Source organism: Paenibacillus sp. FSL R5-0345 (assembly GCF_000758585.1).
Taxonomy (GTDB): Bacteria; Bacillota; Bacilli; order Paenibacillales; family Paenibacillaceae; genus Paenibacillus_AQ.
Genome location: NZ_CP009281.1, coordinates 6442238 through 6466534 on the forward strand (window position 1 = coordinate 6442238; position 24297 = coordinate 6466534).

Here is a 24297-nt window from a genome sequence, read left to right on the forward strand (position 1 = left end):
TTCGTTGAATCTCCGGCTGTCCAGTCGATTCCAATTGGTCTAACGATTAAGTTCCATATTATTCATGCAAGAGTCCCTTGTCAATCAATTTTTATTTTTCATATGGTTTTTGTCGGGATTGATTATTTTTAACATATTATTACATTGACTTTACTATAAATTCTATATAGATTGATCTCAATAGGATTAATCATATTAAAAAACTAGGTTTAAGGGGGTATTGGTAGTGAACATAGATAACAACTTGTTATCCGCCATCGAAACGAACTGGTATGGATTTGTAGCTTCCATATTTGTTTTTGCAATTTTGTTTCTACTGGCACGTAAACGCATTGGATTTGGTACTCGCGTACTCATCGGACTTGGCATCGGACTAATTGCCGGAATATTCTTTCAATACTTCGATTTAGAGACCAAAGCCATCAGCACATTCGGCAGCATTTATGTCAGCTTGATTCGCATGCTCGTCATTCCTTTAGTATTTGTACTCGTATTGAACAGTATTTCTTCCTTAACCAATCTGGAGTATTTGCGTAAAATAGGAATCAAAACCTTCGCCTGGTTCCTCGGAACGACGGGTATCGCTTCTATTATTGGCCTATCTGTTGCATTACTGTTCAATCCTGGTCAAGGGATACAACAGGACGTACCTGCAGATTTCGCCGCTCGGGAAATCCCGACCTTCTCACAGGTTATTCTGGACCTTGTGCCATCCAACCCTGTGAATGAAGCAGCTACAGGTAAGGTTGTGCCTCTGCTCATTTTCGCTATCTTCCTAGCAGTAGCTATAATCAAGATTGGCTCCAAGAAACCGGAAGCCGTTAAACCTGTACGTGATCTTATTGAATCCCTGACACTGATACTGCATCAGGTCGTTAAATTCATTATTCGCTTGACGCCTTACGGTGTCTTCGCACTGATTGCAGGAATTACCGCACGTTATGGCTGGGAAACGTTGCAGGAGCTGGGCAGTGTAATTATTACCTCATATGTCGCAATGATTATACATTTTGTTCTTATCTTTGGCGGGTTGGTTCTATTAGTAGCGAAGGTGAATCCAATTCGTTTCTTCCGCAAAATCTATCCAACCATTACCGTTGCCTTCACGACTAGAAGCAGCTACGCAACTCTTCCTGTCAATCTTGAAGTCATTACGAAGCGCCTTCATGTCTCCCCGCGGATCGCGAGCTTTATTGCGCCGTTAGGAGCATCGGTCAACTTCAATGCGTGCGGTGGCATTTGGCCGGCGATTGTGGCTGTGTTTACCGCCCAAGTATTCGGTATTGATCTGAACTGGACTGACTACATTACGCTGGTCTTAGTAAGTATTATCTCTTCTATTGGTGTAGCTGGCGTACCTGGACCAGCCGTAATCTCCACTACGGTAGTCTTAACCGCTCTTGGTCTGCCGCTTGAAGGAATCGCTATCGTTGCAGGTGTAGAAGCGCTCATCGATATGGGTCGTACCGCTGTAAATGCAACAGGAACAGCTGTAACCGCGCTGTTGGTCGCGAATTCAGAAGGTGAATTCGACCGCGAAGCCTTTAATAGCAATAATGACGAAGATGATATTCTCTTGAGCACAGTTTAAAATCCGAACATGCAAACAAAAACGCCTTCGGCGTCCCTAAAGGACGGTAAGCGTTTATGCGAGAAATATAAAAAACCTTCGACTATCTGCTTATAGCAGAAAGCCGGAGGTTTTTTCGCGTACATCTATATTAGATTCAGCTGTTACAGCATACTAATTCTTTGCCGTTGTTTTGCTGAAGCAAGGCAGGTTTCAACCAGCCGCATACTTAGCACCGGATCCTCCGGTGCAATGAGTCTCTTACCTGTGAACACAGCGGCTGCAAAATCATCCACCTGCCGAATGTAAGGATTAGCCCCTGTGGCATCGACCCGTCTCACCTCATCGCCAGTGTACACAAAGAATTCCGCATCCTCGTCTCTAGCGTTGAAAGGCATAGGCACCTCTATTCGCCCCTCAGTCCCAAGAATCTCCAAGAGCTGACGGTTATATGCCCACATTCCGCAATCAAAGATCAAGCTTAAACCATTTGGAAACTCTACCAGCCCTGAAGCCATCATATCTACATTATCATGCTCAGGGGAGAACTTCGCATGCACGGTCACAGCTTCCGGCTCCGTCCCAAACAACAGTCGCGCCGCGCTTAACGGATAACAACCAACATCATAAAGCGAGCCGCCACCCCAAGCCGATTTAAAACGAATATTTGAAGTGTCTGTAGCATCATTGTAAGTAAATGTACCTCGAATCGAGCGTAATTCTCCGATTTCACCGCTAGCGATAATATCCTGGAGTTCAGCAATCCGTGGATGATGCCGATACATGTACGCTTCTGCTAAGTGAACGCCTGCATCGTTGCATGCTTTCACCATCTCTGCGGCCTCTGCACTGTTCAGCGCGATCGGTTTCTCACACAACACATGCTTACCCGCTTCTGCCGCACGGATCACCCATTCTCGATGAAGATGATTAGGGAGCGGAACATACACCGCATCAATTTCTTTATCCGCAAGTAACTCTTCATAACTTCCATATGCCTTCTCTATTCCGAACTCTGCGGCTACAGCGCTGCTTTTTTCCAAGCCACGACTTGCTACCGCTGTAATCACTCCTGAATCTGAATTCATGATAGCTGGCATCACTGAACCTGTCGCAATCTGCGCACAGCCTATGATTCCCCACCGAAGTTTTTGTACCATGATGGCTACACACCTCTTCCCTTGGATTAGTTACTATACTTTAAGACACCTTATCATAGAATGAAACTCATCACTAATAGAAAAGAACTGTTACAACGCAAAAAAGCAGCAGCCAAAGGAGCTTAGACTCCGATGGATACTGCTTTTTAATTCAGGCGAAAAATTACATTATCTTATTTAACAGCACCGCCGCACCAAGCACAGCAATACGCGCCGCGTTCATCAGCACGAAATTTTTGACGGCAAGAATAAAGGTACTCGCCTTCTCCTGCTTCCGTGTGAATACATCGATATTTCGGTGCAGTGGAATCAGTGTAAGTAGAATTGCCAAGACAAGAATAGGGTTAATCCCCAAGATCAGCAGCACTACAAGATCCAGATAAGAGACATAGTAGAGATATTTAAACAGCACGAGCGCATTGCGGCGGCCAATATAGACCGGAAGCGTATATCTGCGGTTTTCCACATCTTCATCAATATCACAAATATTATTAGCGAGCATAATCCCTGCAATCCCCAGAATCGCGGGAACAGAGAACCAGAACAGGTACAGCACTTCCACAATGTTGATATTCAGACTAGCCCAACCGTTCTGAAGCACCAGCGATACCACATGATTATCTGTATGAATATAGGCAGAGATAAAAATAATGACAAAGCCCATAAACAAACCTGAGAACAGCTCACCTAATGGCATCCGCGAGATCGGAATCGGCCCGAACGAATAAAGGATACCTATTAAGAACGACAGCCCACCCAGCAAAAAGACCAGCAAACCCGTCTGCGTAACAAGCGCAATCCCACCCCCTGCAGCCAGAACTAGCAAAATAACAATCGTCGCCACAACGGTGCTCTCTTTTAGCTTAAAATGTACAATCGCATTATGTGTCTCATAGCCATAGCCGTGGGTTTTGGAAGCTTTTTTGAAATCGTAATAGTTGTTAATCGCCGTTGTCGCCATATCAAAACTAAGCAAAGAAACGAACATCAACGCAAAACGTAACACATAAAAATCCTCAAACCGATACAGGGCATACAGCGTTCCCATTAGAAAGGGAATCATACTGGCTACTTTTGTCGGCAGCTCCACAAATCTTAGAAAGCTTTTAATATTCACACCATACACCCTTATTTATCAAATGAGCCTGCAAGGTATTACTGTTCAGTCGTTGTGATCTTCACTGGGGACCATTCTGCAATAACCGTTTGTCCATGCACAGACACGCTGCCTTCAGGACTCAGATCCTTCTCTGTCATAATTCCGAGCGCCACTGTAAAGTTGTTGAATTTGATCGGGATATTTTTCTCACGGCGTACTTCTTTGCCATTCAAATAGAATACAGCCTCATCGTTGCCACGGTGGTACGTAATGCGGTAGGTATTAAATTCACGCGGTTTGAAATCCGTATCTTCTTTAAAAATGCAGAAATATTTCGTGCCTGTGCTCTCTGGTACTTGTACCCCCGGGAACGGCAGAATACCATACACACTAGCATATTTATCATTTCCCGCAAAAAAGTCAAGCGCCGCACCTGTCGTAAAATCAAGCAGATTCAGCGATACATAACCGTCGTACAAATCTCCAGGTGCTGTTCCTTGTGTACGGCTGCGAATTTGCAGCTCAAAGCTGATCTCTCCCGCCTCAGGAATTACCACTGGCTCCGCAGAGTAATACATATGCTTAGCATTGTCTAGAATTTGTACTTGATGGTTCTCACGGGATAGTTTTGCGCGTACATAGAGCGTGTCATTACGAACAATAACTACTGCTTCCGGTTCACGATAAGCCCAGAACGATCCATCAGGCAGTGTAAATCCACCTGTCTTCCAAACCTTTCCTTCTTCTAAAATAGAGTGGAAATCTCCGAGAACTATTTGGCTGCCTTTAGCGTTTTGTTCTTCCTTCATTAATTCCTTGTCCTTCTTTTCCATGAAAGCTCACTCCTTCTGTATGTTAACTTTAGTATCAGACTAATCCTTGAATTAGTAATGCTGCTGCCATCACTACTCCGCAACGAACGGAGGCTTTTTGTGAAGCACCCATGAGCGGGATATAAGCTGGCGAGGCATTATGTGGCTTCAGTCCACGATAAATACGAATCGGCCAGAAGGCTGTAACCAAGGCCAACAGTGCATAAACTGGAAGTACGCCCATCAGCACACAGATCACAACAGAAGCGTAACCGGTGAAAAGAAGTACACGTGAGAATACAAGTGCCTTTTGTTCCCCCCATACTACAACAAGCGTAAGCTTACCCGCCTGCTCGTCTGCTTTCCAGTGTAGGAAATGGTGATTAAACAACAGTAATGTAGTCAAGAATCCAACCGGCAATGAAAGAATTACAGGCTTCAGACTAAAATGACCGGTTTGTACGAAAAAGGAACCTAACACAGGCATAATCCCAAAAGCTATAAAGATAGCCATCTCGCTGTATCCCTTACCGCGATATCCATAACGCAGTGGCGGGGCTACATAGAAATAAGCAATTAAAGCACCCACAAGCACAAACCAGAGGATGTTCCAACCGCTATATATACTTAGAATTCCACCGCAGATTAGGGCAATCGCCAGCATACTCCAGGTCATCCTTGCATAAAAAGACTCCGAGAGGATCCCACCTGTGAGTAGCCCGGAGTTTGTGCTGATTTCACCAGCGGAATTCTTTGCTTCTGTATCCGTTCCATTGCGGAAATCCCACAGATCATTCACCATATTGGAGAATAGATGCGCAGAAATCGCCCCTATTAAGGTAAGAATAAATAAAACCGGATGGAAAGTCCCTTCCCATACATATGCCCCAACGGTCCCCAAAACAATCGGGATGAGCATAACAGAAAAGCTCCAAAACCGGGTCGCCTTGGTAAATAATGTCCATTTGTTCACTTCAAGCTTACCGCCTTTTCTTTATGACTTGATAATAATTATCACTGACTATTATACATCAATTTTCAACAGATTGTGAAGAATATCACTGCATATAATGTCTAATCTTGGCATAGTTTCTCCGTTTGTTTGGCTTAGGAGCCTGATAATTGAAGTTGGACCTGACAATAACTTCTTTATTTATCATTAGACCACCATTTTACAACAAAAAATGAGTGTTGTTTTATAGGCAAGCACATACCGATATGATATGATAGGCAAGCCTATGAACAGCGCTCTTTGAGTGCTGTTTTTAAGAGCGTAAAACTATATATAATAATGGAGGCTTTTACTGTCATGTCAGCGCAATCCCCTAACACCCAATCTGTCAAAATCGTCACCGCAGACCCTAGCGCCATCGGGCTTTTCGGACTGGCTATTGTCACATTGGTTGCTTCTTCACAGAAGCTTGAACTTACAACAGGACTTAGCTACGTCATTCCTTGGGCTATCTTCCTGGGAGCATTCGCTCAACTATTTGCCGCAATTCAAGATGCTAAGCACAACAACACCTTTGGTATGACCGCTTTTGGCGCCTACGCTTTCTTTTGGTTCGGCATGGCTAGCAGCTGGCTAATCAAGCTCGGCGTATTCGGCCCAACGCTTGCAGAGGCTGTAGATCCTAAGCAGCTCGGATTTGTATTTCTGGGTTACTTGATCTTCACGATCTTTATGACCATTGGCGCGGTTGAGGCTAATAGAGTTTTGCTTATCATTTTTGTATTGATAGATTTCCTCTTTCTTGGACTCACTTTTGATTCCTTCGGCATTGCTCCTGAGTTCTTCCATAAGCTTGCTGCTTGTGCCGAACTTGGAATTGGTGTCGTGTCCTTATACGGATGTGGCGCTTCTGTGCTAAACGCTCATTTTGGACGCACTTTCTTACCGATCGGAGCTCCGCTAGGTATCTTCAAGAAATAGTAATTCACCTTTTTTGAACCCTAACTTTTGCAAGCCGAAAGGATGCCTGAGACCATGCATGTCCTATCCTCTTCTGAATTAGCCGTAACCGCTATATTTGCGCTTATTCTCGCAGTTATTGCCTATTTAATCATTCGGAATATCCCAAAGATGACTGGAGATATTGCGGCTTTTCGCAAAAGAACAATGGTCTGGACCCAGGTTTCGCTTGTACTAACGGTACTTCAGCTGAACTTCAAAGCAGGCGACTGGCGATTTTCTATCGTGCTTGGACTCATCGTATTATTTACCGGAAGCATTTGGCTTTCCGCCCGTTACCATGATATCCGCAGCACTCTAGATCCGGAAACTAAAGATTCTGAGGTACATTAGTAGAAGCTAAGGCAACAGAATAAAGGTGATGAAGCTCCCGTAAGGGGGCTTTTTTTGTGAATTCGGAAGGTCGCTTCGCATACTTCTCCCCACCATAACCATACTAATGACATTCCAAGCTATAACGCCTTCGGCGTCCTCTTAAGGACGGTAAGCGTTTATGCGAGAATTATAAGAAAATCGTATATCGTGAAACTTATACTTTCTTATAATTCAAAATAAGTAACGGGAGGACTATGCAGGTGAGTAAAAAAATCAATCTGCTGATGTTTAGCGGAGAATATGATAAAGCCATGGCGGGACTGATCCTAGCGAATGCCGCGCGAGATATTGATGTCGAGGTTACGATGTTTTTCTCTTTCTGGGGCCTGTTTCTGGTGCGTGATCCGGAAAAAATGACACTCGAGGATAAGAGTATTTATGAGAAGCTGATGGATGTTATTACGCCAAAGGGGCCTGGACAGCTACCTCTCTCCCATTTAAACTTCAGCGGGCTGGGCCGAATGATGTTAGAAGAAATGATGGAGGAGCAAGGCGCGCCGAAGCTGATTCATTTTCTGAAAGGGGCTCGTAAAAAAAACATTAAATTCTATGCCTGCAAGCTCTCCGTCGAGATCATGGGCTTTAAAACAGAGGAATTGCTGCCCGAGGTCGAGATTATCGATGCTGCGGCGTATTTAAAAGATGCACTAGAAAGCGACGTCCAATTATTTATTTAAATGATACCGCTAGGCTTTAACCCAATTCTCCAAGCAAGCATATACTGGTGCCATAGAAACTACTGGTACGCCGAAAACACACTATAACTTTAGAATAGACGGTGTACGGGCTGGAGGGAAATCCGTGCTAAACATCATCCACGACTCTTCTGCAGAGACGCCCGCTTCACTACAAAACCATTTCGAGACTTTTCGCGAGCACACCATTGGAATTCGGCATCAGATCACCACACCCTATGGTAGACAGCCACTGCTGTATGCCGATTGGACAGCAAGCGGACGTTTATATGAACCGATCGAACGGAAGCTGCAGGAAGCCTTCGGTCCATATGTCAGCAATCCGCATACAGACTCCAACACTACCGGATTAACCATGACACTGGCTTATCATGAAGCACGACAAATCATCAAAAAGCATGTAAATGCCGGCCCTCAGGACGTCTTGCTCTTCTGCGGAAATGGAACAACGGGAGCTGTAAACAAGCTGCAGCGAATCATGGGCTTAAGGCTCCCTGAATGGCTTCAGGACTATGGTTTCCATTCGATGGAGGAGCGTCCTGTGATCTTCACCAGCCATATGGAGCATCATTCCAATATTCTTCCCTGGCAGGAGGGAGTTGGTGACGTTGTGACTGTTCCTCCCGGAGAGGACGGGAATGTAGATCTTCAGCAGCTTGAAGCGCAGTTAAAGTTATATCAGCATCGCCACTGGAAAATCGGTTCATTTACGGCTTGCTCCAATGTGACCGGAATTCAGACTCCCTACCAAAAGCTTGCCGCGATGATGCACCGTCACGGAGGCCTGTGTTTTGTAGATTTTGCCGCTAGTGCTCCCTATGAGCCTATCGATATGCATCCGGTCTCACCACTGGAGAAGCTGGATGCGATCTTTTTTTCTCCGCATAAATTTCTGGGTGGACCGGGCACGAACGGAGTTCTAATCTTTGATGAAGCACTAAGTAATGGGCGTATTCCTGACGAACCGGGTGGAGGTACAGTGGCTTGGGTCAATCCTTGGGGAGGACGCCGTTACACCAATGAAATTGAGATGCGGGAAGACGGGGGAACGCCGGGGTTTCTGCAAGCCTTTCGAACGGCATTATGTGTGAAACTGAAGGATCAAATGAATGGAAACGGTCATTATATGGCGATTAGAGAGCACGAGCTGTGCCAGCAATTAATGAACGGACTCCGCTGCATACCCGAGTGCTCTTTACTGGCTGGGCATCATACAGAACGCCATGGGATTGTCTCTTTTACACTACGTGATATCCATTATAACTTAGCAGTCCAACTACTGAATGATCGCTTCGGTATACAAGCCCGGGGTGGTTGCTCTTGTGCAGGTCCTTATGGGCATTACCTTCTTGAATTAGGGTGGGCGCAATCTGCTCAAATCGCTGAGGCTATTACCGTAGGAGACCAGTCGCTTAGACCGGGTTGGATCCGCATCTCTCTACACCCCATTATGACGAATCAGGAGGTAGAGAGAATTGTATCCGCTATACGAAATATCGTGATCCATATCCAGCAATGGAAGCAGGATTATCTTTATGATGCTTCAACGAACAGCTGGACTCATATCTACAATGAGGATCCCGCTGAGGCGAAGGTCAAAGCGCTTTTTTCGGTGTAGTTTCCAGCTTATTGCGCAGTATCCTTCACCATGTCCAGATCAGCAGCACTGGCGTTGGAAATGACCTGTTCTACATTCTTACAACCTGGAATCACACTGGTTACTGCGGGATGCTGAAGGCACCACGCCAAAGCCCACTGCGCCATATCGAGACCCGAAGGCACTTCGTTGGCAGCAATTTCAGCTACAGCCCGCAGCTGCTTTTGTCTTACATCCTCTTTATGGTTAGCACGCACATCACCCTGATCAAATACCGCATCCAGCTTGTACTTGCCGCTTAAATAACCACTCGCTAACGGAACACGCGCCAACACACCTAATTGATTCTCGATGCAGAGTGGAAGAATCTCTTCCTCCGGTTGACGATCCAGCCGATTATATACTACTTGTATGGCCTCTGCCTGCACATCCGCTGCCGCAGAGGTCTGATGTACACCCGAGCCCGATGCGCTGATCGAGACACCAAGGTGACGGATTTTGCCTGCCTGCTTCTGTCTGTCGAGCATACTCCACAGCTTGTCATTATCGAATTGCTCATCCGTTCCGGAATGGAATTGATAGAGGTCGATGTACTCGGTCTGAAGTGCACGCAGGGAATCATCCAGCTGCTTCAGCACATCCTCAGCACGCCATAGCTGTTCCCGCTGCAAATGACCCTGAAAATGATGCCCGAATTTCGTAGCCACAATCCAGTCCTCACGCTTCCGGCGAGCCAGATAGCCCCCGATGAACTTCTCAGACAAATGATCTCCATAACACTCTGCCGTATCAATCAGATTAATGCCCAGTTCTCCAGCCTTATCCAGCATAGCGTCAACTTCCGCTTGAGTGAAATCCTTGCCCCATTCTCCACCGAACTGCCAAGTACCCAAGCCGATCACCGATACATTCATCCCTGTACTGCCAAGTTTACGATATTTCATCATCATTTCCTCCTTTGTTCTATCAAAATAATTCATTCACAGGACTAAGCGACCTTATTTCCATCTTGCACCGTTCTAGCGAATCGCGCCTCAATAGCTTTAACTCCCCATAACGACAGTCCAATAAACACTAAGACATAGATGATCTCCCACGGCTGGCGGATAAATCGTTCCAGATCATTTCCGATATATGAAACTGCGAATACCATGATCGCTTTGCCCACAGTGAGCGCAAGAAGATACGATCGAAATCTCATCCCAGCAAGACCAGCAGCCATATTAATTACAACGAAGGGCCCTACCGGGAATATACTAAGTAGAAACACATAACTGAATCCGCTTTGCCGCACCCACGTCATACTTTTGGCTACCTTTGGACGTTCTGCCCATTTTCGCAGATACCGATGCGAAGCTACTTTGCGAATAATCCAAAATGTTGTCACACAGCCAGCAACCAAACCGAGCCAAGAATACAAAAAACCTAACCATAAACCATATACAGCCCCGTTTAATCCTACGATTGCAATAGTTGGTAGTGGTGGTATAAATGATTTCATAAACGTTAATGCGATGCCCGGAAAGGGCCCAAACGAACGATATTGTTCAAGCAGATGCCGCAGATTATCCTCTGTCAGCCAAGACATAATATCAAGATAGTACATAACCAGCTGATCTCCTCATCCGATTGGAATTCTTAACACCTGGTCTCAATTATACACGAAGTTTCGATCATTCCTACAGCCCTTCCAATATAAAGAAAACAAGCTAGAACTACATGAATGACAGCAAGCTAATCATCCGTTACCATAGATAGAAAATACATATGAGACAGGGGCGCATGGTTATGATTCTCCATTCAGAAGCCTTGGATCTACAACGCACCACTAAGCAGGATTTAGCGTTCGTTCTAGCCATTGAACAAAGTGAACTAAACCGCGTCTACATCGGTCAATGGAGTAAGGAGGAGCACACTACAGCTCTCCAAGATCCAGATATTCTACACCTTACAATTTGGGACAGCACAGGGAAAAGAGTCGGCTATATGATCGTAACAGGGCTTCAAGACACCCATCTTACCGTTTGCATTAAAAGAATAGTCATCCATTCCAAGGGGTTTGGGTATGGCAAGTTGTCGCTTCGTCTCGTGACCGACTGGATCTTTCGCAGCACTGAAACGCATCGTCTATGGTTAGATGTTAGAGACCACAACACCAGGGCACGGCATGTCTATGAAAGCTGCGGCTTTACACTGGAAGGCACTCTACGTGATTGCATAAAAGTAGGTGAACGCTTTGAATCTCTGCATATCATGTCCATATTACGGCATGAGTATATAGCGCGTACAGAGCGTGAGCAGAAGGATAAATAGATTAGGGAAACCCTCCCTAATTATTGATCTTTTAAACGATAAAAATTGCACTTTGGGGAAAATCCCCCTAATTTTTAGCGGTTTCGAACAAAATCGGCCTTATTTTAGTGATTTTTAGGGAGATTTTCCCTAAAACATCTAATTGGGGGCTGTAATCGGTTAATTTTGGGGAGAATTTCCCTAAAAAGTATATTACGAGCCGCGAAGCAGCTACGGACGCACAAAAAGCCGAGCACCAAGCCTCCTGATCTAGAAGCTTACTACTCGGCTTTCAATTCATTCACCTCAAACCTCTCCACTGTAACAATTGGCCTGCTCACCAGCCGCCATCAAACTCGCAACCACAACGGTGGTCACATACTTACGGGCATCCGCCGTCAGCAACAATAGCTCTATCGAGCTCTTGGCCGGTTCCCCTCTAACAAACTTTATTCGAGCGCCATCCAAGTCCTCTTGGATACTGGCAATTGTATATCCTTTAAAGAGCAGCCCGTCGATCTCTTGCTGTTCTTTGGCATATTCCGCATAAGCAGACATTAGACTACACCTCCGCTAATTTCCGCCTTAGACGGAAGAGCGGCCTCCGCTGCAAAACGCTTGCGTTTTAAATATTTTCCCGAACCGGCCTTGCCGACAAATTGCTTATCTCGAATTACAAACTCGCCTCGACTGAGGACGGAAACAGGCTCTCCCTTTACATCAAACCCCTCAAACGCATTATAATCGACGTTCATATGATGCGTGTCCGCAGAAAGTATTCTTTCTACAGAAGGATCAAAGATGACTAAGTCAGCGTCGCTACCTACCGCTACTGTGCCTTTTTGCGGATACAATCCAAACAGCTTGGCACTGGAGGTCGAAATGATGTCTACGAATTTGTTCAACGAGATCCGGCCTTTCTGCACCCCTTCCGAATAGAGAATCGTAAACCGATCCTCGATGGTCGGCCCACCATTCGGGATTTTGGAGAAATCACCAAGTCCCAGATCCTTTTGTCCTTTAAAATCAAAGGAGCACTGATCCGAGCCAATCGTCTGCAAGCTGCCGCTCCACAGCGCATCCCATAGCACATCCTGATTCCACTGCTCACGCAGCGGCGGAGACCACACGTATTTGGCGCCTTCGAAATTAGGCTTTTCCAGCGCCGTCTGATCCAGCACTAAATACTGTGGACAAGTCTCGCCGTAGACACGCAGTCCCTTTTTACGCGCTTCAGCAATCTTCCAAGCGGCTTCCGCACAGGTCACATGTACAACATACAGCTGTGAATCCGTCAGTTCTGTTAAATAAGCCGCGCGTCCTGTGGCTTCACCTTCCAGCTCCGGCGGGCGGGTCAGCGCATGAAAGATCGGGTCGGTATTGCCAGCGGCTAAAGCCTGCTCCACCAGGTATTCAATGACATCCCCATTCTCCGCATGCACCATCACAAGCGCACCTTCTTTTTTCGCGGCTTGCAGCGTCTTAAAAAGTGTGCCGTCATCTGCCTGAAAAGTATTCTTATAAGCCATAAATACCTTAAGTGAGGTAATGCCTTCATTCTCAATAATCTCCGGAAGCTCACCAAGTACCTTATCGTTTAATTCTGAAACCATAAGGTGGAAGCTATAATCAATAACCGCTTTATCCTGCGACTTATGATGCCATGTATCTACGGCTTGCTGTAGCGGTTGTCCTTTGGTCGTTAAGCAAAAATCAATAACTGTAGTCGTTCCGCCATATGCAGCCGCAATGGTTCCCGTCTCGAAATCATCCGCTGTAACTGTACCGCCAAAAGGCATATCCAAATGTGTATGCGGATCAATACCGCCAGGAAATACATAACACCCAGAGGCATCTATAATCTCCGCACCTGGAGACTCCAAATGGAGACCAATCGCTGTAATAACACCATTTTCAATAGCCACATCGCCTGTATAAGTATCCGCTGCGGTAACGATGATTCCATTCTTAATAATTTTCTTCATCCTTACACCACCTCCGCTTCCGAATAGGAGCCGTTCAAACTACTGATCACTTTCTGGCGTTGATTCCAGGTTAAAGGCGCAGCCCCAGTGTCCACTGGAACCATATCAATCGCCCCGTCTGCTGGACAGACAATAGAACAAAGATTACAGCCTACACAGTCTTCCTCACGCACCTGTAGAATAGCTTTCCCATCTGCATTCGTTAACATATCAATACATTGATGTGAAGCATCCTCGCAGGCAATATGGCATTTATTACAGTTAATACAATTCTCTTCATTAATGCGTGCAACGACCTTATGATTGAGATCCAGATCTCCCCAGTTGGAGTATCTGGATACCGATTTTCCGATTAGCTCTGTTACGGAAGCCAACCCTTTGTCATCTAAATAGTTGTTCAGCCCATCGATCATTTCTTCCACAATCCGGAAGCCATGATGCATGACCGCTGTACACACTTGAATGCCCGTAGCGCCCATTAGCATAAATTCAACAACATCCTGCCAGGTCGAAATCCCTCCAATACCGGAGATAGGAATGCCTACTCCCCGGTCACGGGCACACTCGGCCACCATACTAAGCGCAATTGGCTTCACAGCCGGACCGCAATAGCCGCCATGCGCACCCTGGCCCCCAACGTTCGGAATCGTATTCCAGCTATGAATATCTACCCCTGCAAGACTGTTGATGGTGTTGATCATACTAATCGCATCTGCCCCACCCTTAACCGCATGACGGGCAACGACAGTGATATCCGTAATGTTGGGCGTCAGCTTCACAATCACCGGAGTGGTCGCCACTTCTTTTACCCAAGTGGTCTGCGCCTGTACCAGATCAGGCTGCTGCCCCGAAGCCGCGCCCATCCCACGCTCAGCCATCCCGTGTGGACAACCAAAGTTAAGCTCCAGACCGTCTACGCCGACATCTTCTACCCGCTTAACAATCTCATGCCACTTATGCTGCGAAGGTTCTACCATCAGGGAGGCAATAATAGCGTGATTCGGAAATCTCTTCTTCGTTTCATAAATTTCCTTCAGATTGACCTCAAGCGGACGGTCGGTGATCAATTCGATATTATTAAAGCCCGCAACACGTTGCCCGTTGAAATTCACTGCCGCAAAACGCGATGAGGTATTAATAATCGGATCACCGAGCGTCTTCCACACTGCCCCGCCCCAACCTGCTTCGAAGGCCCTTTGCACTTGATAGCCTGTATTCGTAGGCGGCGCAGAGGCCAGCCAGAACGGATTGGGTGATTGGATTCCTGCGAGATTAATACTTAAATCTGCCATTGATGTTCCCTCCCTGTCTTGTAAAATCCAATTTGATTTCTAAGCTCAACCCGCAGATCTAACGACAACCTCCTGCTGGCCTGAGAACTGTTTCACAATTGCATAGGCTGCGTCCTTCCCCTGCTGCGCTGCAGATACCACCATCGCCTCACCTTTACCTGAGCCAAATATGATATCTCCAGCGGCATAAATTTGCGGATCGGAGGTTTGGCAAGTAGCCTCATCTACCCTCACAACGCCGCGGTCATGCACAAGGCCTAAGGAATCTATTAGATCCAGGCGACGCTTTTGACCAATAGCAATTACAACCGCATCAACAGGAATCAAGAATTCAGAACCCGCTATAGGGATAGGCACTGGACGTCCATCCTTGCCTAGCTCATCCGTCAGCTTCATCTGCACACATTCCAGTGCGGTTACATTCCCAAGCTCATCCCCCACGATACGTTTTGGTAAGGTAAGCCAACTAAACTCCACACCTTCTTGTTTCGCGAATTCATATTCAAAGTCGTAAGCCGTAATCTCTTCACGAGTCCGGCGGTAGACCATTTTTACATTAGCGGCTCCAAGTCGTACTGAGCATGTAGCTGCATCAATAGCTGTATTGCCTGCACCAATGACAGCAACCCGCTGACCCATCAGCTCTAGCAGAGGGATGCCGGTCTTAGTCGATTCTACAAGTGCAATGGCATCATATACGCCAGCCAATTTTTCACCTTCAATCCCTATCGGAGGTACATAACCCATACCCGCTGCCAAAACGATGGCATCATAGTTCGACTTCAACTCTTCTACAGAGACATCTACTCCAACTTTTACACCTGTACGTATTTCCACACCCAGCTTCTCTACCTGCTCCACTTCCCAGAGCGATATAGCCTGCGGAAGCCGAAATGACACAATCCCATGCGTATCCAATCCACCTGCCAGCTCTTTCGCCTCGTAAATCACTACAGCACAACCTTCACGAGCGAGCTCCCTAGCCGCTGACAATCCGGCAGGACCACCGCCGATTACAGCTACCTTTTTTCCATTAGGAATACCTGCTTTAAATAATTGAACTCCGCTATTCATCGCCCAATCTGTCGCATAACGCTGCAACAGTCCAATTTGGATCGGTGCCGAAGCATCATTTAACACACAAGCTCCTTCGCACAGTTCATCCGTAGGACAAACACGAGCACAGCTGGCACCCACAGGATTGGAATCCATAATCGTCTGTGCTGAGCCCTTCAAATTATCAGTAGCGATCCGTTTAATAAAAGAGGGAATATTTATACTGGTCGGACAAGCTTTTATACAAGGGGCATCGTAGCAATATAGACAGCGATTGGCCTCATCCATGGCACCCTTATGGGTCAGAGGCGGCTCAGCCTCGGCGAAATTGCGCATGAACATATCAGGTGTAAATGCTGTTAACGGAGAAGAATGCTCCATCACTAGTCCCTCCTTATGGATAATTTTTCTTATTTGTGTTATATAATATAACATTAATTCAACTTTTGTCTGAATATTTTACTTACATCCTAGAATTAATGTAGTAATATAAGCATTAACAGAAAAAAACCTTCACTTTCTCCCTGATCGAGTTATATATACTAACATCCGTTAATCAAACTATAGTCATTTCGAATTTTTGTTGCATTAGACACTTTGTCTAATTTCAAAACCGTATTTTTTACGTGTGAGAACAGGCTGAGAATAGCAAGACCTAAACAGAGGGTGGCGCACAGAACCGCGAGGGGGAATAACTATGGATTGGGAGCTTGTATTAACCATTCGTGACGCTTTAAAAAGACCACTATTCACAGAAGCCGAAGTCATCGGCGGTAAGAGCGGCTTAAGCCGTGCGATTCGTTGGGTACATGTACTGGAAAGTGCCAATTTCGATACCCTGATTCATGGAGAAGAAATGATTTTGACTACGGGGATTGGTGCAAGTGTCGATCTGTCCTCCTCCTTGGAATTTATGCAGAATTTAATTGATAAGAATGCAGCTTGCCTATGTATTGAACTAGGTACTCACTTCAGCACCATCCCGCAAGAAATGATCGACTTAGCCAACACAAATGACTTCCCGCTGATCATTTTCACCCGAACGGTCCGCTTCGTAGATATCACTCTGGACCTCCACTCCATCATCATCAATCGGCATCACCGGATGCTGCAAGAACTCGAAAGCATCTCTCGTGAATTTCATCGTCTGACATTGACCTCACAAGGAACAGTGAAGGTGCTGCAATTATTATGTAAAAGCACCCGCACACAAATCGTATATATGCAGCTGCAAGGTAAGCCCTTATTCTTCCCGGCGCTTTCTCCCGAAGAGCAAGCACCTCTGCTGGATTTCTTCACCGCCTTCGGTGACGAGCTGGAAGGCATTCAACCAGACACCGCTCCTTACACCCGAGAATACGGGCAAAAGACGATCGCCGTTAAACCTGTGGGCGCGCTGGATCAGACCTGGGCTTACATCCTGATGGTATGCAATCACAAGCCACAGGAATTTGACTGCCTGCTGCTGGATTCCGCCTCTCTGTCCATCGCTCAGGAGCTGCTGCGTACTCGGTATATGGAGGAGCGTAAGCTTTTTTCAGAAAATCTATGGGTCGACGAGCTAATCAACGGACGCATAGAGGATGATAACCGCCTAAAAGGACTGATCGGAACGAGTTTCAACGTAGTCAACGAGCTCCCTTACCGCGTATGCCTTATCGAGATCAAGAACCCCAGAGACGTAAAATGGAACAGCTCAGAGAACGAATGGGAATCCATCACCTTCCACCTTTCGCTCATCCTGCGTTCCATTTTCGAAAAATATTCCCTACGTCCGCTGATCACACTCAAGAACAATCGCCTCACCGTCATCGCACTCGACATTCAATCGAAAATGCCTGGAAAAATGCGACTTCAACAAGCACTCGAATCCCTTCAACACATCCGCTCCGACGAGAAGCTAAAGGATTTACAGCTGGTCATCGGAGTCAGTAAATCGCATAAGCGCCTAAAACAAGCCTTTACCGGATATCAAGAAGCGCTGCAGGCTTTGTCGTTATACTCTTGTTACCAAAAGTCACTGCTCTTCTACGAAGAACTTGGCGTATTCCAGCTACTGCTTAGCCTAAATGACGGAAAGACATTACAAAATTTCATCCGCAGCTATCTAGGTCCGCTGATTGACCACGACCAAACTAAGGGCAGTGAACTACTCCTCACTCTGCGTGTCTATCTGGATCATGATGGTTCCAAACAGATTGCCGCGCGAAATTTATTTATCGTCAGGCAGTCACTGTATTATCGTCTCGACAAAATAACAGAGTTGTTAGGGGAGGACTTCATGCAGCCAGAGAACCGAATCTCCATTCAGGTCGCTCTACGCGCCTATCAATTCCTGTACCCGGACAAAATTACTTTGCCCAGCCCCCGTTCAGTACAGATTTAAACGTATCGATAATGAACGCTACATCTTCATCCGTCGAGGATAACGGAGGAGCGAAGGTAAGCACATTATTGAACCCGGCTACTGTATCGCCATTCTTACCGATAATAAGTCCCTTGGATTTGCATTCAGCAATGATGCCTTTAACGATATTCAGCTCAACCGGCTTTTTGCTAATTTTGTCTTCAACCAGTTCAATCCCTGTCACCAAACCAAAACTGCGGACATCACCCACAAGCTTGTGATCCAACAACTCGCTGAATGCAGCGTTAAGCCTTTTGCCCAAAAGCTCTGCACGCTCCACCAGCATCTCCTGCTCAATGATCTCAAGATTACGAAGCGCCAGTGCACAAGAGGCAGGATTGCCACCAAAGGTATTCACATGGCGAAAATGACCGTAATCATCACTATTATCTTTGAACGCCTCGTAGATCTCTTTACGCACAGCAGTGGCAGACAAGGGAAGGTAAGCACTAGTCAGCCCCTTAGCCATCGTAACAATATCAGGCTTCACGTTGTAATTGTGGTGTCCGAATTTCTGTCCGGAACGGCCAAATCCGCATATGACCTCATCGATAATGAGCAGTACTCCATGCTCACGACAGATTTCCTGCACTCGATCCAGATAGACCTGATGCGGTACAATTACACCGCCACCAGTAATCACTGGCTCCATGATTACCGCCGCTACCGTCTCCACACCTTCCCAAATAATCATGTCCTCAATGGACTGTGCACACTGGAGGTTAAATTCTTCTACAGACATCCCTGCCGGGCGGCGGTAGCTGTCCGGGGGAGCTACATGTAAGAACCCACCCGTCAGCGGTTCATATTTATATTTGCGCTGCGCCTGACCCGTTGCGGACAACGCACCAAGCGAACTGCCATGATATCCACGATAACGCGCAATGAATTTATGGCGATAATGCTGGCCGATTTGCTGCTGATATTGGCGGGCCATTTTGAAAGCAGCCTCGTTGGCCTCTGACCCACTATTGGAAAAGAAGATCACGTACTCGTCTCCAAGCCACTCATTTAGCTTCTCCGCCAGCGCAATCGCCGGGAGATGACTTTGTGTCAGAGGAAAATAGGGCAGGGTCAGCAATTGGTTGTATGCAGCTTCTGCCAATTCCTTGCGGCCATACCCAACATTTACGCACCACAGACCAGACATCCCATCCAAAAATCGATTGCCCTGAATATCCGTAATCCATGATCCACTCGCCGAAGCGGCTATCATAGGCGGGTTCTTCTCACTATAAGGTGTAATATTGTGCCACAAATATTTCTGATCCTTGTTCACCGCAAGCTCGCTATCATTCCCCAGACTCTGCATAACTCTTCTCCTCTCAACTTTCCATTCTCATTAATAACGGGCAGTAATCATTTTTTTGCGCGTATAGAATTCCACCCCATCACGCCCATTGGCATGCAGGTCTCCATAGAACGATTTCTTATAACCGGAGAAGGGAAAAAAGGCCATCGGCGCAGGCACACCCAGATTGACGCCCAGCATCCCTGCATCAATTTCTTCCCGGAACTCGCGGATCGCTTTTGCACTATCTGTGTAAATACATGCCCCGTTCGCAAACGGAGATTGATTCGTTACTGAAATAGCCTCACTTAGACTCTTCACACGGATCACTGACAATACCGGCGCAAAAATTTCATCCTTCCAGATGGTCATTCCCGGCTGCACATGATCAAATATTGTCGGTCCGATAAAATAACCAGCATCACCGGTCGCAGCATCTTTCCGTCCATCCCGCACAAGCTCAGCTTGTTCAGCCTCTCCAGTCTCAATATAATGCAGCGTTCGATCCTTATTGGATTGACGGATCACAGGACCTAGAAACACTCCAGCCTCGGCGCCATTGCCGATCTTTAATTCATCCGAAGCTGCCACTAGTCGACTAACCAATTCTTCAGCGATATCCTCATGAACTACCACAACCGAGCAAGCCATACACCGCTCACCCGCAGAACCAAAGGCTGCCGCGATAATATTCTTCACCGCATTATCCAGCTCCGCATCAGGTAGCACAATCGAATGATTCTTGGCTCCAGCCAGTGCCTGCACCCGCTTTCCCTGCGCCGTCCCAGTTTTGTACACATATTCCGCTACCGGCTGGGAACCCACGAACGAAATCGCCTTCACTTCTTCATGCGCCAGCAGCCCGTTCACAACCTCATGCGCCCCATGAACGACATTCAGCACGCCTGGCGGAAAGCCCGCTTCAGCAAACAGTTCAGCTAACCGATTAACCAGCAGCGGCGTACGCTCAGAAGGCTTCAACACAAAGGTATTGCCGCAAGCAATGGCGAGCGGAAACATCCAGCAAGGGACCATCATCGGAAAATTGAAAGGAGCAATCCCACCGATAACGCCTAGCGGATAGCGGTACATCCCGGATTCAATTCCCGTAGCGATATCCGGAAGCTGGCTGCCCATCATCAACGTGGGGATGCCTGCGGCAAATTCGACACATTCAATGCCGCGCTGCACCTCGCCTTGCGCTTCTTCCAAACTCTTGCCGTTCTCCAGCGTAATCAGCTCCGCCAGCTCATTCCAATGTTCTACCAATAGCTGTTGATATTGAAAAAAGTAACGCGCACGACGCGGCACAGCGACTCTTTTCCACGATTGAAATGCCGTAGCCGCAGCCTCGACCGCCATACTAAGCTCTTCTTTGCTTGATATAGGCACATAGACAATCACTTCACCAGTCGCGGGATTGAATACCTCTTCTTCCAGTCCGGATAAAGATTCTACCCAAGCTCCATTCACATAATTCTTAACTTTTTCAACCTGCGTTACTAGGAGAGACATAGCTCGCACCTCTTTCTCTGTTTCAGATGCACTGATGGACTGCTGATTACAATAGATGACCGCCAAATCAGGCGGTCATCTACTATAACACTTGAGTTCAACTGGTTATTTTCCTGCCATTTCTACGATTTCGTTCGTGTAAGCTTCATCCACTTTAGCAGACTCTTTAATGACACCGAACTTTTGCGAAATATCAGCCGTTTGTTGGAATGCAACCGCATCGGTATACCCCATCTTGGAGCTGTCGAATCCCTCAGGGAGAATCAGTTTGGCAACCTCAGTCATCATCGTCAACTGATGCTCCTTCGTTGTACTGCCGTCTTCCGCTTGCTTCATTACACTGTCTACTGCCGCCGCAGGATCGGCAATGGCATCCTTCCAGCCTTTCAATGAGGCACGAACAAACTTCGCCGCAGTCTCTTTGTTCTCCGCAAGCCATTCTTTATTGGCGAACAAATTATCCTCAAGCATCGCAACACCTTCCGTGTTCATATCGATGACATTCAGATCTTCCGCTTTTATGCCCGACTCCAGCACAACTTGATACTCGTTGTAAGTCATTGCCGAGGCTGCATCGATTTGGTCACCTAAGAACTGATCCATTGTGAACCCTTGCTTCGTAAAGCTTAGATCTTTGTTCGGATCGAACTTGTATTTATCAAATAGGGCCAATAATTCAAATTCGTTACCCCCCATCCAGTTGCCGACCTTCTTACCCTTAAGATCAGCCGGGGAGTTGATGCCTGCAGATTTCTTGGAGACTAGGACAAGTCCACTCTTTTGGTAGATCTGAGCAATTTGCACGAGTGGCATCCCCTGTTCAAGACTCGGAAGCAAGCTGGCTACCCAGCCAACACCGATATCCGCTGAGCCGCCTGCCACTTGCTGCTCCGGAACAATATCCGGGCCACCAGGCATGATCTCTACATCCAGTCCTTCCTCCTTGTAATATCCTTTATCCTGCGCCACAAAATACCCTGCAAACTGTGCCTGCGGCACCCATTTCAACTGCAATTTCACTGTAACCGGATCAGCCACTGGTTCGGTAGCTGCACTTGCCTCAGGAGCTATTGAAGCCTCAGGTGCAGTAGTTGCCTCAGTGGCCGAATTATTATTGTTGCCTCCACACCCTGCCATTAAAGAAACTACCAACATCATCACTACCGCCAACATTCCACCACGAAATTTGCGTTTTTTCCCGTTCATCAATCGAACTCCCCCTACCGTAATTTTGTTTGTAACAAGCATAAACGCCTTCGGCGTCCTTACAAGGACGATGAGCGTTTATGCAAGAAATATAAGGAAAATGTATAGTGTGAAACTTATAGCTCCTTATATTTCAAGACGGCACAGTATGGACAATCATCGTGGTGCGTTTTATGCATACAGCCGTGGGCGGTTTCTCTTTTCCCTTCCCACTAGGACCGGATGTAATGATGTTATAGAGCTCATTTACGTTGCGAAGGATGCCACTTAATGAACACTTTCTCAAGCCGCTCAACCACTAAATAGAAAAGCACGCCGGCAATTGCGGCTAGAACGATACACGACCAGCCCAGCGGCATTTTGGCGACTTTAATGGAATTGGAGAGTAAATACCCAAGCCCTTTGGAGGAGAAAAAGAATTCTCCAACAATCGCCCCAATCATACTAGCCGTTGCGTTGATCTTCAGCGCCGTAAATACATAAGGTAGACTGTTCTGAATCCGCAGATAACGGAACACTGCAGGTTTACCAGCCGCATAGGAATGCATCAGATCCAGCGCCAGCGGATCAATCGCAGCCATGCCCTTATAGGCGTTAATTGCCATCGCAGCCATCGTCGTTGCCGTAACAATGGCAATTCTTGAACCAATCCCATCTCCGAACCAAAGATTCATAATGGGCGCGAGGGCGACGATAGGCACAGCGTTCAGTGCAGCAACTAGCGTTAAGCTTCCACTACCCCAACGCGGCCAAGCTGTAGCTGCTAAAGCAATCAAGAAACCGATAGCCGAACCAACCAACATTCCCAGCACAGCCTCAGCAAGGGTGTATCCGGTATAGGACAACAACAAGCTGAAATTATCCTTCATCGTCTCGGCAATGGCTGTGGGTAGCGGCAGCTGATATTTTTTCAAATCAAATATCTTATGAAAAAATTCAAACTCCCATAGCCCAAGAAACAACACACCCGCCAATACAGGCAGTAGCACCCCTGCACTAAACGCCTTCTTTAGCCCACGCGAGCCACCTTTATGTTTCGCAACCACCACAGGGTGCGAGCTTGTCGCAGCATTTTTCTGTGTAGCCGTTAATGCCGGCTGGGTTATTTCTGTACTAGTAGAGCCAATAAATGAAGCCTCCCGAACGGAGCCCGTTTCCATTAGCGGTCCCCCCCTTTCGGTCGAAATTCAGGTTGCCACGGCGCCACCAAACGCTCGATCAGACTGATCAACCAATAGCTCACGATTCCAAGCAAGGCGCCTACAATCACCGTAGACCAGAACATGTAGGTATGAGAGCTTCCATAATAGAGATTACGTAGCATAATCACGCCAATGCCATGCTGAGCACCCATAAGCTCCACAAGAATTGCACCTGTAACAGCGAGTGGAGCAGCAATCTTGAGTCCTCCGAACAACCCAGGCAAAGCTGCCGGAAATTTTAGCTTCCAGTACACAGCCCAAGGCTTCGCAGCATAAGAATGCATTAATTCCAGCGCGGAAGGGTCTACACTTCGCAAGCCACGCAGCATATTGAGAGCCACCGGAAAGAATGTAATATAACCCGAGATAATAATCCGCGAAGTCTGCTCATCTCTCACAATCCCATAGATGATTGGTGCCAACCCCAGAATCGGAATCATCTGCGAGGCGATAGCGTAAGGAAATGTTAACTGCTCTATCGTCTTCGATAAGCTCATCAGAACTGCCAGCGCGGCGCCAGCCACCGCACCTATCAGGAAGCCAACACCCGCATTTCCAAAGGTGGCAGCCCCCTCCTTCAGAAGTGTGCCACTATACTTCCACAGCGTGGATAGTACCTCATGAACATAAGGCAACTTGGACTGAGCTAGCGGCGTCTCCACCACATGGAGCAACATCCATGAAGTTCCTTCCCAGACGAGCAGCAAACCAAATATCCAGACAAACAACGGCAGCAGACGACCTCGTACAAAGATACTGCCCCCTTTCATC

At 46.9% G+C, this 24297-nt stretch carries 22 protein-coding genes; 7 read left to right on the forward strand and 15 right to left on the reverse strand.

Features of this window, described 5'->3' with window-relative positions; genetic code table 11:
* Nucleotides 1-232 precede the first annotated feature (232 nt).
* Nucleotides 233-1591: a dicarboxylate/amino acid:cation symporter gene (locus R50345_RS28440; protein WP_042132548.1), complete on the forward strand. Its 1359-nt coding sequence runs from the start codon at nucleotides 233-235 to the stop codon at nucleotides 1589-1591.
* A 143-nt stretch (nucleotides 1592-1734) separates the two neighbouring features.
* On the opposite strand, the gene R50345_RS28445 is transcribed toward R50345_RS28440, so the two are convergent.
* From R50345_RS28445 to R50345_RS28460, 4 genes are all read right to left on the reverse strand, one after another.
* Complete coding sequence (locus tag R50345_RS28445) at nucleotides 1735-2730, reverse strand: Gfo/Idh/MocA family protein (RefSeq protein WP_042131449.1); 996 nt, start codon at nucleotides 2728-2730, stop codon at nucleotides 1735-1737.
* A gap of 163 nt (nucleotides 2731-2893) precedes the next feature.
* A complete protein-coding gene (gene menA, locus R50345_RS28450) occupies nucleotides 2894-3847 on the reverse strand; it encodes a 1,4-dihydroxy-2-naphthoate polyprenyltransferase (protein ID WP_042131451.1) in 954 nt (317 codons plus the stop codon).
* Nucleotides 3848-3885: 38 nt separating this feature from the next.
* Complete coding sequence (locus R50345_RS28455; RefSeq protein WP_231573971.1) at nucleotides 3886-4662, reverse strand: DUF6081 family protein; 777 nt, start codon at nucleotides 4660-4662, stop codon at nucleotides 3886-3888.
* Between the two features lie 34 nt (nucleotides 4663-4696).
* Nucleotides 4697-5614: a prenyltransferase gene (locus R50345_RS28460; RefSeq protein WP_042131453.1), complete on the reverse strand. Its 918-nt coding sequence runs from the start codon at nucleotides 5612-5614 to the stop codon at nucleotides 4697-4699.
* Nucleotides 5615-5950: 336 nt separating this feature from the next.
* Here R50345_RS28460 and R50345_RS28465 point away from each other — a divergent pair, with 336 nt between their 5' ends.
* From R50345_RS28465 to R50345_RS28480, 4 genes are all read left to right on the forward strand, one after another.
* The gene (locus tag R50345_RS28465) at nucleotides 5951-6574 is read left to right on the forward strand and encodes an acetate uptake transporter (RefSeq protein WP_042131454.1); all 624 of its coding nucleotides are present in this window, start codon (nucleotides 5951-5953) and stop codon (nucleotides 6572-6574) included.
* A gap of 54 nt (nucleotides 6575-6628) precedes the next feature.
* Complete coding sequence (locus R50345_RS28470; protein WP_042131455.1) at nucleotides 6629-6946, forward strand: hypothetical protein; 318 nt, start codon at nucleotides 6629-6631, stop codon at nucleotides 6944-6946.
* A 242-nt stretch (nucleotides 6947-7188) separates the two neighbouring features.
* Nucleotides 7189-7665: a DsrE/DsrF/DrsH-like family protein gene (locus tag R50345_RS28475; protein WP_042131456.1), complete on the forward strand. Its 477-nt coding sequence runs from the start codon at nucleotides 7189-7191 to the stop codon at nucleotides 7663-7665.
* A 124-nt stretch (nucleotides 7666-7789) separates the two neighbouring features.
* A complete protein-coding gene (locus R50345_RS28480; RefSeq protein WP_042131457.1) occupies nucleotides 7790-9301 on the forward strand; it encodes an aminotransferase class V-fold PLP-dependent enzyme in 1512 nt (503 codons plus the stop codon).
* A gap of 8 nt (nucleotides 9302-9309) precedes the next feature.
* Here the strand turns inward: R50345_RS28480 and R50345_RS28485 are convergent, their stop codons facing one another.
* Nucleotides 9310-10224, reverse strand: a complete 915-nt coding sequence (locus tag R50345_RS28485; protein ID WP_042131459.1) for an aldo/keto reductase — start codon at nucleotides 10222-10224, stop codon at nucleotides 9310-9312.
* Between the two features lie 44 nt (nucleotides 10225-10268).
* Nucleotides 10269-10886, reverse strand: a complete 618-nt coding sequence (locus R50345_RS28490) for a TVP38/TMEM64 family protein (RefSeq protein ID WP_042131461.1) — start codon at nucleotides 10884-10886, stop codon at nucleotides 10269-10271.
* Nucleotides 10887-11068: 182 nt separating this feature from the next.
* Here R50345_RS28490 and R50345_RS28495 point away from each other — a divergent pair, with 182 nt between their 5' ends.
* A complete protein-coding gene (locus tag R50345_RS28495) occupies nucleotides 11069-11593 on the forward strand; it encodes a GNAT family N-acetyltransferase (protein WP_042131462.1) in 525 nt (174 codons plus the stop codon).
* 285 nt (nucleotides 11594-11878) lie between these two features.
* Here R50345_RS28495 and R50345_RS28500 read toward each other — a convergent pair whose 3' ends face one another.
* From R50345_RS28500 to R50345_RS28515, 4 genes are read right to left on the reverse strand one after another with little or no spacing between them, the layout of a single operon-like run.
* Nucleotides 11879-12130: a hypothetical protein gene (locus tag R50345_RS28500; RefSeq protein WP_042131463.1), complete on the reverse strand. Its 252-nt coding sequence runs from the start codon at nucleotides 12128-12130 to the stop codon at nucleotides 11879-11881.
* Nucleotides 12130-13557 (reverse strand): dihydropyrimidinase, encoded by a 1428-nt coding sequence (gene hydA / locus R50345_RS28505; RefSeq protein WP_042131464.1) that lies wholly within the window; start codon nucleotides 13555-13557, stop codon nucleotides 12130-12132. Before hydA ends, R50345_RS28500 begins: the two co-directional genes overlap by 1 nt.
* 2 nt (nucleotides 13558-13559) lie before the next feature.
* A complete protein-coding gene (gene preA, locus R50345_RS28510) occupies nucleotides 13560-14849 on the reverse strand; it encodes an NAD-dependent dihydropyrimidine dehydrogenase subunit PreA (RefSeq protein WP_042131465.1) in 1290 nt (429 codons plus the stop codon).
* A 45-nt stretch (nucleotides 14850-14894) separates the two neighbouring features.
* On the reverse strand, nucleotides 14895-16286 hold the full coding sequence (locus R50345_RS28515; protein ID WP_042131466.1) for an NAD(P)-dependent oxidoreductase: 1392 nt from the start codon (nucleotides 16284-16286) through the stop codon (nucleotides 14895-14897).
* A gap of 316 nt (nucleotides 16287-16602) precedes the next feature.
* Here R50345_RS28515 and R50345_RS28520 point away from each other — a divergent pair, with 316 nt between their 5' ends.
* A complete protein-coding gene (locus R50345_RS28520; RefSeq protein ID WP_042131467.1) occupies nucleotides 16603-18291 on the forward strand; it encodes a PucR family transcriptional regulator in 1689 nt (562 codons plus the stop codon).
* Here the strand turns inward: R50345_RS28520 and R50345_RS28525 are convergent.
* The 5 genes from R50345_RS28525 to R50345_RS28545 form a co-directional block, all read right to left on the reverse strand.
* On the reverse strand, nucleotides 18257-19624 hold the full coding sequence (locus tag R50345_RS28525; protein WP_042131468.1) for an aspartate aminotransferase family protein: 1368 nt from the start codon (nucleotides 19622-19624) through the stop codon (nucleotides 18257-18259). The genes R50345_RS28520 and R50345_RS28525 overlap by 35 nt on opposite strands.
* A 30-nt stretch (nucleotides 19625-19654) precedes the next feature.
* Complete coding sequence (locus R50345_RS28530) at nucleotides 19655-21118, reverse strand: CoA-acylating methylmalonate-semialdehyde dehydrogenase (protein WP_042131470.1); 1464 nt, start codon at nucleotides 21116-21118, stop codon at nucleotides 19655-19657.
* 105 nt (nucleotides 21119-21223) lie between these two features.
* Entirely contained in the window at nucleotides 21224-22324 is a 1101-nt protein-coding gene (locus tag R50345_RS28535; protein WP_042131471.1) for an ABC transporter substrate-binding protein, read from the reverse strand.
* 242 nt (nucleotides 22325-22566) lie between these two features.
* The gene (locus R50345_RS28540) at nucleotides 22567-23484 is read right to left on the reverse strand and encodes an ABC transporter permease (RefSeq protein WP_052414767.1); all 918 of its coding nucleotides are present in this window, start codon (nucleotides 23482-23484) and stop codon (nucleotides 22567-22569) included.
* Entirely contained in the window at nucleotides 23484-24296 is an 813-nt protein-coding gene (locus tag R50345_RS28545; protein ID WP_042131472.1) for an ABC transporter permease, read from the reverse strand. Before R50345_RS28545 ends, R50345_RS28540 begins: the two co-directional genes overlap by 1 nt.
* Between the last annotated feature and the right edge of the window lies 1 nt (nucleotide 24297).

Bases quoted from the DNA above. Each gene is read 5' to 3' on its own strand.
- R50345_RS28535 (WP_042131471.1), bottom strand. From the start codon at position 22,324: ATGAACGGGAAAAAACGCAAATTTCGTGGTGGAATGTTGGCGGTAGTG.
- R50345_RS28515 (WP_042131466.1), bottom strand. From the start codon at position 16,286: ATGGAGCATTCTTCTCCGTTAACAGCATTTACACCTGATATGTTCATG.
- R50345_RS28445 (WP_042131449.1), bottom strand. From the start codon at position 2,730: ATGGTACAAAAACTTCGGTGGGGAATCATAGGCTGTGCGCAGATTGCG.
- R50345_RS28500 (WP_042131463.1), bottom strand. From the start codon at position 12,130: ATGTCTGCTTATGCGGAATATGCCAAAGAACAGCAAGAGATCGACGGG.
- R50345_RS28455 (WP_231573971.1), bottom strand. From the start codon at position 4,662: ATGGAAAAGAAGGACAAGGAATTAATGAAGGAAGAACAAAACGCTAAA.
- R50345_RS28470 (WP_042131455.1), top strand. From the start codon at position 6,629: ATGCATGTCCTATCCTCTTCTGAATTAGCCGTAACCGCTATATTTGCG.
- R50345_RS28495 (WP_042131462.1), top strand. From the start codon at position 11,069: ATGATTCTCCATTCAGAAGCCTTGGATCTACAACGCACCACTAAGCAG.
- hydA (WP_042131464.1), bottom strand. From the start codon at position 13,557: ATGAAGAAAATTATTAAGAATGGAATCATCGTTACCGCAGCGGATACT.
- R50345_RS28530 (WP_042131470.1), bottom strand. From the start codon at position 21,118: ATGTCTCTCCTAGTAACGCAGGTTGAAAAAGTTAAGAATTATGTGAAT.
- R50345_RS28545 (WP_042131472.1), bottom strand. From the start codon at position 24,296: ATGAAAGGGGGCAGTATCTTTGTACGAGGTCGTCTGCTGCCGTTGTTT.
- R50345_RS28465 (WP_042131454.1), top strand. From the start codon at position 5,951: ATGTCAGCGCAATCCCCTAACACCCAATCTGTCAAAATCGTCACCGCA.
- preA (WP_042131465.1), bottom strand. From the start codon at position 14,849: ATGGCAGATTTAAGTATTAATCTCGCAGGAATCCAATCACCCAATCCG.
- R50345_RS28540 (WP_052414767.1), bottom strand. From the start codon at position 23,484: ATGGAAACGGGCTCCGTTCGGGAGGCTTCATTTATTGGCTCTACTAGT.
- R50345_RS28520 (WP_042131467.1), top strand. From the start codon at position 16,603: ATGGATTGGGAGCTTGTATTAACCATTCGTGACGCTTTAAAAAGACCA.
- R50345_RS28525 (WP_042131468.1), bottom strand. From the start codon at position 19,624: ATGCAGAGTCTGGGGAATGATAGCGAGCTTGCGGTGAACAAGGATCAG.
- R50345_RS28490 (WP_042131461.1), bottom strand. From the start codon at position 10,886: ATGTACTATCTTGATATTATGTCTTGGCTGACAGAGGATAATCTGCGG.
- R50345_RS28485 (WP_042131459.1), bottom strand. From the start codon at position 10,224: ATGAAATATCGTAAACTTGGCAGTACAGGGATGAATGTATCGGTGATC.